Source organism: Bilophila sp. 4_1_30, from assembly GCF_000224655.1.
GTDB lineage: Bacteria > Desulfobacterota > Desulfovibrionia > Desulfovibrionales > Desulfovibrionaceae > Bilophila > Bilophila wadsworthia.
This window is the reverse complement of sequence record NZ_JH114233.1, coordinates 779838-795188: the sequence shown is the minus strand read 5'-3', so window position 1 is coordinate 795188 and position 15351 is coordinate 779838. Positions and strand designations below refer to the sequence as shown.

Below are 15351 nucleotides of genomic sequence, written 5' to 3'. Positions count from 1 at the left end.
AAGCGCCGAGTTTCAGGAACTGCTGGCAAAGATGAAGTTCGAGTGGGCGGAGATCAAGGCCGAAATCGTCCGCTACAGGAGCGGCGGCTCCGGGGATGCCCTGCTGCAGCTGAGCGAGGAATACTTCGCGCTGGCGGACCGTACGGTTCTGGCGGCCGAGCTTTTCACCGAGGAAAGCGTGCAGGACGCCAAGAACGCCTTGCTCTACATGAATCTGGCCTTCATCTTTCTGGCGGGCCTCAGCGCGCTGTCGGCCTTCTATCACGAAAAAAGGCGGAAGCGGCTTGAGGAGGCCGAGGAAGAGAACCGCCGGAAGAGCGCGCACCTGTCGCGGCTGTCCCAGGAGCTCCTCGTCCCCATGAACGAAATATCGGAACTGATGTACGTATCCGACATAGATACCTATGATCTGCTGTTTATCAACGACGTGGGGAAAAAAACGTTCCGCCTCGACGAAAGGCGGGGCATGAAATGCTATGAGGCATTGCAGGGGCGCGACGCGCCTTGCCCGTTCTGCAATATCCCGCTCATGAAGGCGGATGAAACGTACACATGGGAATTTACGAACCCCCTCACCAAGCGGCATTACCTGCTCAAAGACCGCCTCATGGAATGGGAAGGCCGCATGGCGAGGATGGAGATCGCCTTCGACATCACCGAGACGGCCAACGAAAAGAAAGAGATGCGGGACCGTCTGGAGCGCGACAGGGTATTGGTGGAGTGCCTCAGGGAACTCCACCGCAACCACAACATCGCGCAGGCCACCGATTTTGTGCTGGAACAGGTGGGGAAGCTGTTTTCGGCGGGGCGCGCCTATGTTTTCCAGTTTCAGGGTGAGAGCTTTTCCAATACGGCCGAATGGTGCGCGCAAGGCGTGGAGCCGCAGATCCATAACCTGCAAAACCTTCCCCAGACTGAATTCACCATGTGGTTCGACATATTCCGCAGCCAGGAAAACCTGCTCATCGCCGATGTGGAAGACCTCAAGGGGACGATGATCCAAGGATATGAGCTGCTTGCCGCTCAGGGGATCGAGCGCGCCGTCCTTGTGCCGCTGGAGCGCGAAGGGAAGGTGGACGGCTGCATCGGGCTGGACAACCCGCCCCGGGAACACTTGGAAAACGCGGCCGCCTTCCTCCAGACCCTCCGCTACTTCCTGATGCTGGCGATACGCAGGAGCGAGGACGAAAAGCTGCTCTCCAAGCTGAGCTACCACGACGTGCTGACCTCTTTTTACAACCGGAACCGCTACATACAGGACGTCAACGGGCTGACCGGCCAGAGCGTCCCCGTGGGCGTGATCTACCTTGACGTCAATGGGCTCAAGGAGGTCAACGACCACTTTGGCCATGCCGCGGGCGACCGGGTGCTGACGCGGTGCGCCCAGACCATCCGGAGAATCTGCAAGAAGGGTTCTTTCTATCGGATAGGCGGCGATGAATTCGTCATCATTTACACCGGGATAGGCAAGACAAACTTTTATGAGATCGTCCGCGAGCTGCGGAACAATTTTCAGGGCGAGACGTGCCGGGCCGCGATTGGGACCCAGTGGGCGGAGGACTGCGGGAACCTTCCTGCCGTGATCGCCGAGGCGGACGAGATCATGTATGCCGACAAGAAGGCCTTCTACCGCAACCACCAGCCGTCGGGGCGTTACCGCCATCATACCGACTCCGCCCGCCATCTGACCGACCCCGAGCTGCTGCGGGAAAAGATGGCGGACAACCGGTTCCTGCTGTACCTCCAGCCCAAGGTGGACACGGAAACCCGGCAGGCGGTGGGCGCGGAGGCGCTGGTGCGCTACCGGGACGACGACGGCCAGATCGTCTCTCCGGACGCGTTCATCCCCATCTTGGAAGACTCCCGGCTGATCAGCAAGGTAGACTTCCATGTGTTTGAATCCGTCTGCGCCAAGATACGGGAATGGAGCGGGCAAGGGGAATCCCCGTTTCCGATTTCCTGTAATTTTTCGCGGAGTTCCTTTATGGAAGCCTCCTTTGTGGAACGGCTGGAAGCCATCTGCGGCACATACGGGCTGTCCAAGGCGTATCTGGAAATCGAAGTCACGGAAAGCCTCAACAACGTGGACTATAAGAAGCTGAAGGCGCAGATCGACCGGGTAAGGGCGGCGGGCTTTCAGGTCTCCATCGACGACTTCGGCATCGAGAGCTCCAATCTGGCGCTGCTGTCCATGGCGACCTTCGACGCCCTGAAAATCGACAGGGGGTTCGTGAAGGACATCATGATCAACGGGAACGCGCGGACGGTGGTCGAGGCGATGGTGGGGATGTGCCGGAAGATGGACATCCGGCTGATCGCGGAAGGGGTCGAGGACGAAAAGCAGCTGGCGGTGCTGAAGGAATGCGGCGTGCGGATCGTGCAGGGCTTTTTGTTCAGCCGCCCGATCCCGGTTGAGGAATACGAGAAAAAGTATGCCGTGGCCCGCCCTGTGCCGGAGGGCCTCCCCCCGTCCGGAAGGTGCGCATAGGCCTTTCCCGGAAGCCCGCCCGGGCCGGAAAGCGTTCAATCACCCCGATAAACGCGTTCTTTGCCGTCTCCGAGCCGCGTTTTCCGTTCGGATGTTGAGATGGCGTCCACTGAACCGATATGAAAGCGGCACTGGCCTTGAGTCATGTGCCGCTTTCCTCGAAGCTCCCGCAAGCATTACGGGAGAGGATAAAGAGTCTTGCCGAGGCCCGAAACCAGTCAGCCCACGGCATCATGCTGAGAGACACCGAGTCCTATGTGGATTGGAAGAACAGCGAGAGTCTCTACGTCAGGAGGCCCGTGCCGCTCACGAGCATTTTATGCTCACCGGTTTGCATCTGACTGGAGAAGAAGTTGACGGCTGGCTCGATGAACTGGCCTAAGGACATGACGTGGAGCATCAAATGCCATATCTGAAATGGTCGGAGAACGCCATCTGGGGAGTGCAGAAGACTTACAGGTTCCTGGCCGAAAGAGACAGGGAAACGGCTATGGCCGCTGCATGGGCCACAAAAAAACATGCCGCCGTATTAGCCCGATTTCCTGAAGCTGGCAGGTCGACCGACGATCTCGACCCGGAGCACCGGGAATTGATTTTCCCATTTGGCGTTACAGGTTGCGTGCTGATTTATGAAGTGGGCTACGACTCTATTCTGATTCTCGCTGTGAAACACCAGAAAGAAGTGGGGTATTAGAGCATTTCACATTGAAGTCACTCAGGCAGTCCTAGAAGTCCAAAGATGTCTATTTAGCATGTTATTTCGCGGACTGGATAGAGCGTCAGCTTGTTCATTGCGAGCGCAACAGTGTCTGCGCTGCCTACAACTAGGCCGAGTATCTGCCGGAACGGCAACGTGTGGTTCAAGGCTCACGCTGACTATCTGGACACATTACGCGAACAGGCACAATCGGCATCATAAAAGCCAAGACACACCCCCGGCCCTATACCAGAGATTCCGTCTCGGACAGGGCCGCTTTTTATCTATGCTGGATATTTATATTTTATAAAAGCCCCTCCCTAAAAAATCCAATAAACTTAAAACCTGTCAAGCAAAAAAATATGGTCCTCATTTATTCTTGCGAGGTTTTCTTAGACGTTATTGGAGTATGTTTTCGACGTCTACAGACCGTGTTGAAAAATGTCATGATACACTTTGAAAAATTCAGTATGGAGGTTCCTCATGTTTAATATAGAAAACGAATCCCCTTTACGCTTGTCCCAAGTGTTAAAGATAGTTCCCATCAGTAAGAGCGCATGGTGGCAGGGCTGCAAGGATGGACGTTACCCCAAGCCCATCAAGCAGGGACCGCGTGACACCGTATGAAGGGCTTCGGATATTGCCGTTTTCATGAGGCAGCTTCCCCGGCACCCTATGCAGGAGGGAAAACACGAGTCGTACACCAGATATGAGTGTGCTACCTGACGCACTCCAAAGACACGGCGTGACCGGGACATATACCCTGACCGCGCCGTGTTTCTTGTATGAAAGAGAACCCCGCGCTAGGCACGGGATTCTCAAAAGATTACAGCTTTGCCCATGTCAGTAAAACTCCTTTTGATTTGTTAAAAGGTCTCGCGGTCTAGCAACTGCGAGTCAACAAATCAAAAGGAGGTCACAATGGGTGACGTAAAAAGTTTAGCCCACACGCGCTGGAACTGCAAATATCACATTGTATTTGCGCCTAAATATCGCTGCCATGTTTTCTACGGTGAAAAGAAACGAGCCATTGGCGAAATTCTGCGTAAACTGTGTGAATAGAAAGACGTGAAAATAGTAGAGGCGGAATGTTGCCCTGACCATATTCATATGCTGCTTGAAATTCCTCCCAAGATGAGTGTGTCAAGTTTCATGGGGTATCTTAACGGCAAGAGCAGTCTGATGATTTACGAACAGTTCGGTGAGTTGAAGTTCAAATATCGTAATCGTGAATTTTGGTGTCGTGGGTACTACGTTGACATGGTGGGAAAAAACAAAACCGAGATTCAAGACTACATCAAGCACCAGCTCTAATCAGATAAAACTGGTGACCAACTGAGCTTGTCATACCCAGGAAGCCCGTTTACGTGCCGCAATTAACAGAAATGGAAAGGTCAGATCGCACATGTGCCTGCTAGGGCGCTGCTGGTAACAGAGCCTTACAGGTACACAAGAAGAACCCCCGGCTATGCCGGAGGTTCCTGTTTCGCCTCATATTCCGCTATAGTGTTTGTTCCCGTGGATGCAGTATCGGGCAGTTTTTTAGACTTTGCCCAACTGTAGGCTGACGACCGTTCCTCCCGGAACTACTTCGAGAGTCTGCTCCATATTCTTTAGCGTAATGATCTGTTCTTCGCAGGTTTCCTGGAAGGGGAACAGCCGGTCGGGACATTTGCGTTCTACCTTGAGGAATCCGAGTCCCTGGTCAAGCCAGATGGTCAGTGCCGTGCCGTCTTGAAAATCCAGCCGAAGGGAGCGGGCATGAGCCATCATTTTTTTATCCATGGGAACTACCTTGGCCGTTCCCAGTTCGTTCAACAATCCTCTGACGGCTTCATCACGCTCTGTGGCACGGCTCCAATCGTCCCACACATGGGAGTACTCCCCGGAAATCCGGTCTGCGAGCATGACGAAGAAGGTGGGGGAAGTCCATGCCTCGCCGTAGAGCTCTTTCAGATGACTCAGCAGTCTGTAGAGAAGGGCAGTGGTAAGGGGGGAATTGCAGTACCTGTCGGAAAACAGGATGCGTGTGATGGGCCGCCGGGCGGCAACGGGATCGAGCCCCAGATTTTTTTCAAGAGACTGGCGCAGTTTGTGCCACAGCCATGGGCCGAAGTCTGTGACGGAAGTCTTGTCGTTGCCTCCTATCTGCACGATGGCGCTGTTGCCGGATTTTGCCTGAAGATCCTTTTGCAGAAGCGGTCTGCGCGTGCCCGCATCGCCTTCCGTGCAGCCTTTGAGCAACAGGCGGTTTTCCTCTTCTTCGTACACGGCCCAGCGATGCAGCAGCCCGTCTTCTATGGTGACGGCAAGACGGGCATGAGGATGAGAAAAGTCACCCTCAAGAACGGAGCAGGTCACGTTGCCGTGGATAAGGGGAGCAAGAAGCATGCGTTCTTCCTGGCTGAAGCTGTCGTAAAATTCTTTCTCCAGTGTCAGCTCAACATGTACCTGCCGCAGCCTCAGAATGTCCAAAAGGTGTAGCATGTCACCGTCGCCGGGCAGCCACAGAGAATTCGGTCCGAGGTGCATGAGAATGGTTGCCTCAGGATGCAGCAGGGATATGAACAGCACTGATTCTTCAAGACGCATGGTTTCCGTTGCGGTCGAAGCTCCGAAGATGCGCGCCTGCGAGGGAAGGTCGAGCAGGGTGAACCATGCAGGCGTGAGTACTTCCAACCCTTTGTGCCTGTCGAGCTCCCGGCTCTGGTAACGCAGGTCAAAGCTGAGGATGCAGTGGGGGCAGGCAGTTTCGCAGCCATGACCTTTGCAGAGCAGACGATCGTGCGCGTCGCGCATAAGTTCCACCATGTACTCCCCGGCGGAAGAGGCGTAGCCTGCGGCATTTTTGTCGAAGACGAAGATGGAGGTGCAGATCGTGCCATCTTCTCTTCTGCGGGTGTCCACGGTACATTCCATCTCTTCCGTTTGAATGCCGAGCCGCGCGGCCAAGGCATCGCGCAGGGCGACAGCTATGGGAAAGGCCTGTGCTTCATTGTTGAGCCATGATTGGTCTTCCTTTCGTATCTGTAGCTCCAAAACGTCGGTTTTACTTTCGCAGGCAAGCCAGAGAGGTGCTTTTATTTTCCATTCCATACCTTCCCGGCAGGCGGGGCAGATATGGTTGGCGGGATCGTTTTCGTTTTTCCCTCCACGGAGTTTTTTATGATGCTTTATGGCAGAGGGTATTTCCCTTGTTTCGGAGATGGACTCTACCCTGCCGCAGGCTAGGCATACCGCGTATCCCTTGCTGTAAAGACCGCGAGAGCGATGAAATACCGTGCCGGACGTGGTGCAGCGGAAGCGGGCCGTTTCGGGAAGCCCCAGGGATATCCACGGGCCGCAGGCGCATACATTGGCCTCGGCGTGACTCAGACCTTTCATGCCGAGCGCAACGTTATTGGAAGGTTCCCTGAAAAAGTCGACGGCAAAGCCCGCAGGTTCAAGATATTCATGCCAGTTTTCTTTGGTAAGGGGAGCGCCGCAGTTGCTGCATGCCGTCAGGGAACGGCTGGCCGCCGTGCCGAAGCTTCCGCAGTTCCGGCATCTCCAGCGGCTTCGTATGTTCTGGAGTTCCGCGGCGGCCTCTTCGGAGGCGGGAATATGCCAGTTCAGGGTTATGCCTCTCGATTCGTAGACAAGGCCGTTGATGGCCACACTGTTGCCGGGCGCATATTCGGTGAGTGCCGAAGAAAGAGAACGACTGGGCAGTTCTCTGCGTAAAAACAGGTTGTCCACCTCTCCCCTGCTTTCTTTTTTTCGTCGCTGCTGCTCCAGGAAAAGGGAAAGATACATGGTATCAAACGTGGCCACATGAAGAGGGAATCCGTGGGCGGGTAGAAATTCCTGCGAGATGAGTTCCTTGAGCAGATACTCTTTGGCCATGCGCTCCTTGCGGAGGGTAACGGCCTTCTTGGCTGCGGAATTTTCCTTGCCGCCATCGCTCTGCATGTTTTTTTCTTCTTGGCACAGGATGTCATAATCACCGTGCCAGCGTTCGTACGCTCTGTCCATGGCTTCGGCGGCTTTTTCAGCCATTGCTTCCGGGCGTTCGTTCTGGAAGACGCTGTTGCGACATAAAAGACGTATGCTTTCCAGAAGGGGCGAGTCTGTTTTCAGCGTTTTGAAGCGCAGGGAGAAGAGACGAGCCGCCGGATTGTTGCCGGTGAAGAAGGCATCGCACGAGAGTTTGGCCAAATCTTTGTCGTCTTCCTGCTGCCGTTCCTTGAGAAAGGTCGTGAGTAGAAGGGCGTTGACGTGCCTTTGCATTATGACAGGGCTGTTCAGCGATACCCGGGGCACGGAAAGGGACGTGTCGAAGGCCCAGCGACTGTTGGCAAAGGCCGCCATTTCGTGAGGGTTGTTCTTGCACATGGTAAAGGTGAGTGCTCGCGTTTCCCCTCGGCGGCCGGAACGGCCGGAGCGCTGGAGATAGTTGGCCGGATGAGGAGGTACGTTGTTCATGCCTACGATGGAAATGCCACCGATGTCTATGCCCATTTCCATGGTGGTGGAACAAGAGAGCACGTTGATGTCTCCTTCCCGAAATTTTTGCGTACATAAATCCAACTCAGCGGACGGGAGTTGGGCGGAATGTTCCTGCGCCCTGAAATAAGGGGTGAGTTCCACGACACTGTCGTGGTCGGCAAACCAAAGTCCGGCCTGCCGTAGCGTCTGAACGTCCTTGTTTTTCGAAAGCCAGTCGCGGGCTTTTTGAACGCCGCTTTCGGAAGTGGGTTCGAACGGTGAAGGGTAGAGAGGCATGGCATATTCCCGACAGGACGCGTTTTGTTCGCCCTTGCGGGGAAGATAGGGAGAAATACCGAGAAATGCAGTATCAAGAAAACGTCGCGTGAAGGGGCAAAGGCGGACTTTTTTCAGCGGCGCGAAGCTCATGGCAGAGTGCTGCAGAAGAACGCCGTCCGTGTGTCTTGAGCAGAGCTTGGGGAGGCTCGTGATTTGGTTCCATGCTTGACGAAGAATACTGTCGATGAGGTCGGCATGTTCCCAGTGTTCGGTGTTTATGCGCAGCGCCCGTTCGAGAAGGCGCACAAGCCGGTGCTGTCTGTTACGGCGGCACTGGGGCCAGAGAAGTTGGAACTTGCCGTGCTCTTCCCTGTCCGGGGGCAGCATGAAGTTCTGGTTGTAGGTCATGCCCAGCCATTTTCTCCATTCTCTTGGGAAATCGGTGGCGCCGTTGGCCCGGAACACGAAGTCGAGGCAAATTTTCAGAAAGTCCTTCCAGTCTTGCAGCGTGAGATTTTCGCGACTCAATTCCCGAGGAACGGCAGTTACCTGCTCCAGTGCCGGATAGCGTACGGCCATGAGCCCCAGCGTTTCAAGATTGACGGCTTTTGCCGGTCGTCTTCCGAATTCACGGAAGATGAGCATCCTGGCAAAGTCCGATGTGCCGGAACCTACGGAAAACAGCGCAGGCGCTTTTTCCTGATAGATTCGGAGCAGAGCCTCGAAGCTGGAACGCTCGATCTGAAGTTTTTTAGCTATGTCGTCGAAGGTAACGGGAACCATGTTCCCAAGACTGGTAAGCTCTGCCTTTTTTTCGTCCAGAATGTTCTGAAGAGCGGACAGGGTTTCTTCGGGCAATGCTTCAAGCTTAGCGATGTCCTGCTGCAGTTTGGCCATCTTTTCGTCATTGCCGTCCTGACAGACCTGCAGACTGATATGATAGAGAAGTCCGCGTATGCGCGTGAGTTCGGAAAAGAGCTGCATGCTCATGGCCGAGCGCGCCGTGCCCTGCCGACTATCGTTGAAGGTGAGCATCTTGCGGCCCCGGAAGGGATGCTGCATGGGGTCCTTGCCGTCTGGAGCAAACTCCAGAAGTACCGGAGCTATGGTGTTTTGCAGGTAGGGTGTGCCGATTGTGTTGTAATGATAGAATTCTTGATGCCCCCGCGAAGTTTCCAGGCAGAGGGGACAGGCAAGACTGCCCTTGTCGGGATTCGGTTCCTTCAATGAAACACGGATGGCATGGCCGTTGTCCGTGTCCATGAGCCGGAAGGTTTCCTTGTCGAGAAAGAAGGAGACTGACGATGCACCGGGCCGTACCAGCAGAATGGCGTAGGAATCTACAATGCGGCTCATGGTCGTTTCTTCGTCGATGAGGCTGTCATCCTCGTATTCCGGCTCCAGCAAGTGTATCTTCTGCATGAGAAATTCTGCGGGCCGTCCGTCGCTATCGGTGCGGTCGTTTTTCTGCGCCAGAAGGAAAGGCGTGCGGCAACCTCTGCACGTGACGATTTCAAAGACAGGGCTTCCGCATGTGCAGTGCTCGCGCAGATCCGTCCATACCGCGCCGTAAGGCCAGTCGTCCTGCAAATCTTTCTGTTTGTGCGGGCAGTTTGGGTCCGCGCAGGCCCAGATCCCGGAAAGTCCCCGACCAAACATGTGGGCGCGCAGAGGAAGAAAGGGTGTGCCGTCGCTTCCCCGTGTCCATGAAAGCACGTCGAGCCAGCGCAGGGCGACATTTGTGCCGGCAGGAAGGCCTTCTTTTTTCAGCAGAGTCTGTACCTCGGAGAGGCATGCCACGTTTTTGTCCCGGGTAAACAGTGCACGCAATACTTTTGCCGTTTTCGAGCGGCAGAGCGCTTCATGACGAGCGGCACTTTGGGCTTCTTCGGGAGCCATGCCTTCCAACTCTTCCAGCATGGCGGGCTTTTCTTCCAGCGGGGGAAGTACGGGAATCATTCTTTCTCCCGCAATAAGTGTGACTTGAGAGACGGGAACGCCCGCCACGTCTGCGAGAAAGCGTTTCAGCTCCAATCCGGTCGAACCATTTGGATCGCCTATGGTGGCGGATGTGGCCACAAAGCGCACTGTGTCGGGAGTCACTCCGAAGGCCATCTGTACACGGCGTAGCAGAAGGGAGAGTTCCGCGGCCTGGGAACCTATATAGCAGTGTGCTTCATCGAGCACTATCCATTCCAGCGTGCCCTGGGATTTTTGCAGAATGGGTGCGTCTTCTGTGCGCACCAGCATGTATTCCAGCATGGAAGCGTTGGTAAAAAGAATGGGGGGCGGACTGGCGCGCAGCTCATCGCGAGAGCGCACTTCGTTGGCGCATCTCTTTTCATGAGCAGGCAGACTTTGGGGTGTCTTACCGTTATAAAGGCAGAAACGTACGTTGCCGTTAAAGCCCCGCGTCCATGCGTCGAGCCGATCGCGCTGACTGCTGATGAGCGCGTTGAGCGGGTAGAGAAAAAGGGCCCGTATACCTTCCAGAGGGCCGCCCTGTACCGCGCTTTGTCTGGCCAGCCTGTCGAGGATGGGAATCATGAAGCATTCCGTTTTCCCCGATCCCGTGCCGCTGCTGATGACGGCGGAGGAAGGCTCCTTCCCGCAAAGAGTTTTCCAGGCTTCAAGCTGGTGTGTGTAAGGCCTGCGAGAAGACGGGAACTCGTAGTCCTGCCGCAGTTCCTCGGGCGGCTCGTTGAGGCAGCGGGCCAGGCGTTCATCCAGCAGGTTCCCTGCAAGGTCGGCCATGCTGAGGTCTGCCTGTTTCCAGCCGAACATGGCTTCAAATGCCGGGTCGCTTGTGAGACTTCCTTCATCACCCGGCGCACAGGAGAGCATGGCGTCCAGACAGCGGCGCAGAGAATCATTGTTTAGCGGTAGCGCGGAGGGCACATCCTGCCGGATGCGTTCCTGAAGGCGAGGGAAAATTCTGGAAAAATACGACAGAGGCATGCTCATGATTCCTTTATGCTGAAGCGTTTCGATGCGCAGCAGTAAGCCGTAAGGGAGGAGGCTTGTTCAAACCATTCGGCGTCGAAATGAAGATGCTCGCGGACGTGAAAGACAGTGTCCTGGTCGGGTGGAACGGGGATAAACATTGTTTGCGGCTCAAAGGCCTGAAGCGTGAGAAGAATGGGCAGGCCGAGCACGCTGTTTCCATGCCCCTGCGAGAAGGGCAGGAACGACTTGATATCGTCGCTGTGCCGCTCGCGGTTGACGAGGGACGCAAACGCTGTCGGCCATTTGTCGTCGGCGTGCCGTCGGAGCAATTTTTGCATTTCAGAATTGTTGTCTTTGAACAGAAGACAGGCGACCTGATCTGCGTGGTAATAGGCGCATACACTTGTCAACATCGGTGTTTCACAGGGAAGAGGATTAGCGATGTGTACGAGTGCGTTGACGGACGGACAGCATGAACCAAGATTTTCCATAGTCTTCTGCATATGATCCTGCCAGATGCCGAAGGCCATGTCGCCGGGAATGAGCTTTTCAAAATAGTGTTTGACGCACTGGCTGGCTGCACTCCAGTCCTGCCGGGAAACGAAGTTCCACAAAAAGGGAAGTTCCGTGTCGACTCTGGATGTGAGAACTTGGAAGGAGATGCCCGGATGCAGGGCGATCATGGCCATGATGCGTGGAAAATGAAGAAGGGCCTGCCAGACTTCCAGCGTGGAAAGCGGTAGGTTCCTCACATACTTGAAAAGCGCAAGAAGAGTCGTCCATTCCGGCGCGTCAAGGTCGTGTTCCATGACAGCGACGCATGATAGAAACGCCCGCAGACGGGATTCTCTGTCCTTTTCGGCAATGGCGGCCTGAAGGCAGTTGCGGGGCGTTTCGTCGATGTCGCCGTTCACTGTCCAGAGCAGAGGACGCAGAGATGTGCCTTCCGTATCATCAAAAATGAGCCAGGGGCCAGGCCTGTCCAACACCTCTGAAAGCTCCCACTCGCCCGAGGCCGTGCCGTCTTCACGCAGGCTTTCCTCAAGCAGTGTCGGACCAAGTTCTGGGTGGTCGAGCAGCAGAGCCTTCATGGCATAACCTTGTGAAGGTCGGGTTCCGTACTTGGGGAGGGCGAGCACGGCTTTCGTTTCCTCCGGGACAAGACAGGATTCGTAGCGGGCCACGTTCCAGCCCGCTACTTTCTGGCCATCGAAAAGAATGTCGAGTGAGACGCGGTCGTCCAGTCCATTTGTCATGGCGAGCATTTCCAGAAGGGCATTCTGCCAGTCTATGAGGTGGATGCCCATGCAGTGCTCATGAGTTTCCAGTGGATAGTCCAGTTTTTTGCCGGGCAGGGAGAGGCGAAGCGCAGTATGATGCACTCCCATGATGAAACAGTACAGGCGCAGACCGTGAAGATGCAGCGCGCAGATTTGTTTGTTTGAAAGAATTTCCTGACCTTCGGCGTTGAAGAGTCGGGCTCCTGTCTGGGGAAAGGGAACGCGGATACGCGCGGACTGGGGATTATTCTTCCAAGACACCCGAAGATCCACCGTGGCCGGAGGCACACGACCGGGCAGAGTTTTAAAGGCAAGTTCAAGGCTGTTTCCCAGAGGTCGGCAGGCAAGTTCCAGTCCTGCCTGCGGCTGGTCGAAGGTAGCCGCTTCGGCGTTCCAATTCTCAAGGCGCAGAAGGCCGTTTCCCTCCGCATCTGTGGACAGGCTGATGGAGGCTTTCATGGGCAGAAGAAGCATGCGACTGCGTAGGCTGGCGCCGTCGTTCGCCTTGAACCATACCTGAGTGACACCGACAGGCGCATTTGAGGCAGAAAACGGGGCAAATTTTTCCATCCCAGCTGTTTTTTTTAGCATTTTGCCGTGCGGGATTTTTTTCGTGCCGCCCGTGGAAACAACGGCCTTGGGAATACCGCGGAATGCCAGTGCGGGTTGAAGCATTTCCACATCCCAGAAACGGTTGTCCCTGCTCCAGTCATACTCTTCACCGATCAACTCGGAGGTTCGTATAGAAAAATCGAGGTCGTCTTTTTTTAGGCGGCTAGGTTTTGTCATGCGGTAGACATGCCTGTTTGTACCCAGTAGAGAACCTATGTCTTCCGCATTTTCGGCTTCCCATCCGGGAGCGAGCGCAACATAGCTGACCGTTCCACGTACACTGCCGCCGCCCTGTTGCCGGAAACGGTAGCCGTACTGCTCTCCCTCGAAAATCCAGGGCAGTTCAGAGTCCAGTTCCGTGCCACCGGGACAAGTATGGGTCAGACAGAAGCCTGAAGGTGCGGTGTATCGGACAATGATTTCTTGCACGGCGTCTGGACCGGAGAAGGTCATATTCTTCTTTTGCTGAAAAAAATAGAAATCGCTGTCTGCATGTTTTTTCAGTACGGACTCGAAAGATCTCTGGCCGGAAGTGATGCACATGGAGAGCACGCGCGGCTTATCTTGGCTGATGCCGGTTTCTATGCGGGAGGGTATATCCAGACGGACCAGAAGATCCCAATCCTGTCCGGCATTCCTGATAAGGCTGCGGACAGCAGAGACAGGACTTCCGGTCTGTACCGTTTGTGTGGAAGACGCCGCATCTTCCAGGAGGCGGTTTAGAAGGTCGCGAGCGGTATCGTCATAGAGGGGAAGCGGAAAGCAGGAACGCCAGTCGGGAGTTTTTTCATCCAGCTCGGACATGGCCTCTTCGAGCGTGCTCGCACGAAGATTTTTCTTGATGTTGAGAATGGCGTTGATGGAGTCGGCCAACAGAGCGATGATTTCCTCGTTCCAGTAAGATTGGGGCAGGAGAGTTTTGCAGCTTTCAATCCAGCTTGTAACGATGCTGCCGGACTGGCCGGAACGCAGCGCTTCTCTCAGAACGGAATGGAGAAGGCGTCCTACGGCGCCTCTGTTTTCGGCAAGCAGCTTCTGCGGAAGTCCGGCCTCGCGCGCGATAGCTCCGAGATAGGCATAGCCTCGTTCGCTTTTGGCAAGGCCCCAGAAGTTCAGCCCTCTTTCAATGATATCCCTCAGCTCCAGACTGGGATTGGAGAGAGAGGTGTTCAGGCCGTTCAGGATGACGTCATACGTCCATGTCGTCCCTCCGTACCTTTGCTGCCAGCACAAAGCGGCATAAAGCACAAAAACGGCATCGAAGTCGGGAGCATTGTCCCACAGACAGAAGGGGTTTTGGCAGCCCAGCATGGAGGCCAATGTCATGTTTTGTTTTAGGCCTTCTTCCAGAGTCAGGAATTCGTCCGGTGTGGCATGATAGGAAAACAAGTGGCGGCCGTCTGGGGCGTCAAGTTCCCTGCTGGCCAGAAAATCATTCAACCAGTCTTTTATCTTGAGCTGCTTCGCCATATTGCTTCTCCATAGAAGTATGTATAGTTTCATTAGTGTCTAATTGTAAAAGTTTCAAGCATTGTTTTTAAGTCGGCATCCCCTGAGTTTTTTCCTCCAGACAAATGGTTGTGCATTTGGGTTATAGGCCTCAACAAATCCACCCTCATCAAACAGCTTTTCTTGCAATCTGTTTAAGAAGAAAAACAAAGTACAGAAATAAGATGAATACGCCATCTGATCCATTTCCAAAAGGCGGCGCGATCAAGGCATGAACCTTGACCGCGCCGGAGGTTCATCTTTACAGGATAGTAGTTGTCTGACGACAGCTACTATCCTGCCAAAGGCTCCGCCTTTGGACTCCCTCAGAGCGTTCGGCGCTTCGCTCCTCACGCTCTCAAAAAGGCAGGAAAGGCAGATGGAAAAACAGAAGGCAACAAGCGGATTTCAGAGACGGCGGACGATCAGACTTACCGCCGAGGAAGACGACAGACAGAACCGTTTCGAGAGACTTTCATCAGAGTTTATGCACGACATACGTCACCACGCCCCAGATGTGCACATGCTTCCGCTCAGTGATGTCAATTCCAGATACGCGGGGTTCTCCGGAGCGAGTAATACCCGTCCCTTGCGGCGTATCAGACGTTTGATCGTCAGCTCCCCCCTCCAGCACCGCGATCACCACCCGCCCGGATCTGGCCTCGGCGGAACGATCCACAATGAGCAGATCCCCGTCATGAACTCTCGCCCCAAGCATGGAATCACCCACGGCTCGCACAAAATAGGTAGCCGCCGAATTGTGGACCAACAATTCGTGCAGATTGATTTGTTGGTCCACGTAATCATCAGCCGTTGGAGGAAATCCGGCCGTCACAGGAGAAAGGTACAGCGGAATCCGTTGATCTTCCGGGATGCAATCCAGAAGAGCCGTTCCCAAAATACGCAACGAGAGGGACATGGGGGGGAGGTATTCATCACGTCAGCATATGAATGTACGTGTTTTGTGTTAATAAAATTTGTAAAATCAATGTATTATACTCTTTAATTTATTCGGCAACCGGTATTCTTTCCTTGTTCTCCGTTATAGGAAAATATCGGATAGATCACCTGATTCCGTCACTCCGCATGAGCCG

6 protein-coding genes and 1 pseudogene are annotated in these 15351 nt (G+C 54.7%); 4 read left to right on the top strand and 3 right to left on the bottom strand.

Annotated features, from left to right (window positions below; genetic code table 11):
* The 4 genes and pseudogenes from HMPREF0178_RS15315 to tnpA form a co-directional block, all read left to right on the top strand.
* On the top strand, window positions 1-2488 hold a 2488-nt coding region (locus HMPREF0178_RS15315), incomplete at its 5' end, for a bifunctional diguanylate cyclase/phosphodiesterase (RefSeq protein ID WP_009380627.1).
* 403 nt (window positions 2489-2891) lie between these two features.
* Window positions 2892-3182, top strand: a complete 291-nt coding sequence (locus HMPREF0178_RS15310; RefSeq protein WP_009380625.1) for a type II toxin-antitoxin system RelE/ParE family toxin — start codon at window positions 2892-2894, stop codon at window positions 3180-3182.
* A 486-nt stretch (window positions 3183-3668) separates the two neighbouring features.
* The gene (locus tag HMPREF0178_RS21090) at window positions 3669-3812 is read left to right on the top strand and encodes an AlpA family transcriptional regulator (protein WP_009380624.1); all 144 of its coding nucleotides are present in this window, start codon (window positions 3669-3671) and stop codon (window positions 3810-3812) included.
* A 294-nt stretch (window positions 3813-4106) separates the two neighbouring features.
* Window positions 4107-4565: pseudogene (tnpA, locus tag HMPREF0178_RS15305) on the top strand (IS200/IS605 family transposase).
* Between the two features lie 162 nt (window positions 4566-4727).
* Here tnpA and HMPREF0178_RS15300 read toward each other — a convergent pair.
* The 3 genes from HMPREF0178_RS15300 to HMPREF0178_RS21085 all read right to left on the bottom strand — a co-directional run bounded on the left by HMPREF0178_RS15300 (window position 4728) and on the right by HMPREF0178_RS21085 (window position 15176).
* On the bottom strand, window positions 4728-10517 hold the full coding sequence (locus HMPREF0178_RS15300) for a DEAD/DEAH box helicase (protein WP_232281307.1): 5790 nt from the start codon (window positions 10515-10517) through the stop codon (window positions 4728-4730).
* 374 nt (window positions 10518-10891) lie between these two features.
* Window positions 10892-14239 carry an STY4851/ECs_5259 family protein gene (locus tag HMPREF0178_RS15295; RefSeq protein WP_009380616.1) on the bottom strand — a complete coding sequence of 1116 codons (3348 nt, stop codon included), beginning with the start codon at window positions 14237-14239 and terminating at the stop codon, window positions 10892-10894.
* Window positions 14240-14735: 496 nt separating this feature from the next.
* Entirely contained in the window at window positions 14736-15176 is a 441-nt protein-coding gene (locus tag HMPREF0178_RS21085; RefSeq protein WP_232281293.1) for a LexA family transcriptional regulator, read from the bottom strand.
* Between the last annotated feature and the right edge of the window lie 175 nt (window positions 15177-15351).

Coding starts and splice junctions, on each gene's coding strand:
- HMPREF0178_RS15310 (WP_009380625.1), top strand. CDS start 2,892: ATGCCATATCTGAAATGGTCGGAGAACGCCATCTGGGGAGTGCAGAAG.
- HMPREF0178_RS21090 (WP_009380624.1), top strand. CDS start 3,669: ATGTTTAATATAGAAAACGAATCCCCTTTACGCTTGTCCCAAGTGTTA.
- HMPREF0178_RS15295 (WP_009380616.1), bottom strand. CDS start 14,239: ATGGCGAAGCAGCTCAAGATAAAAGACTGGTTGAATGATTTTCTGGCC.
- HMPREF0178_RS21085 (WP_232281293.1), bottom strand. CDS start 15,176: ATGTCCCTCTCGTTGCGTATTTTGGGAACGGCTCTTCTGGATTGCATC.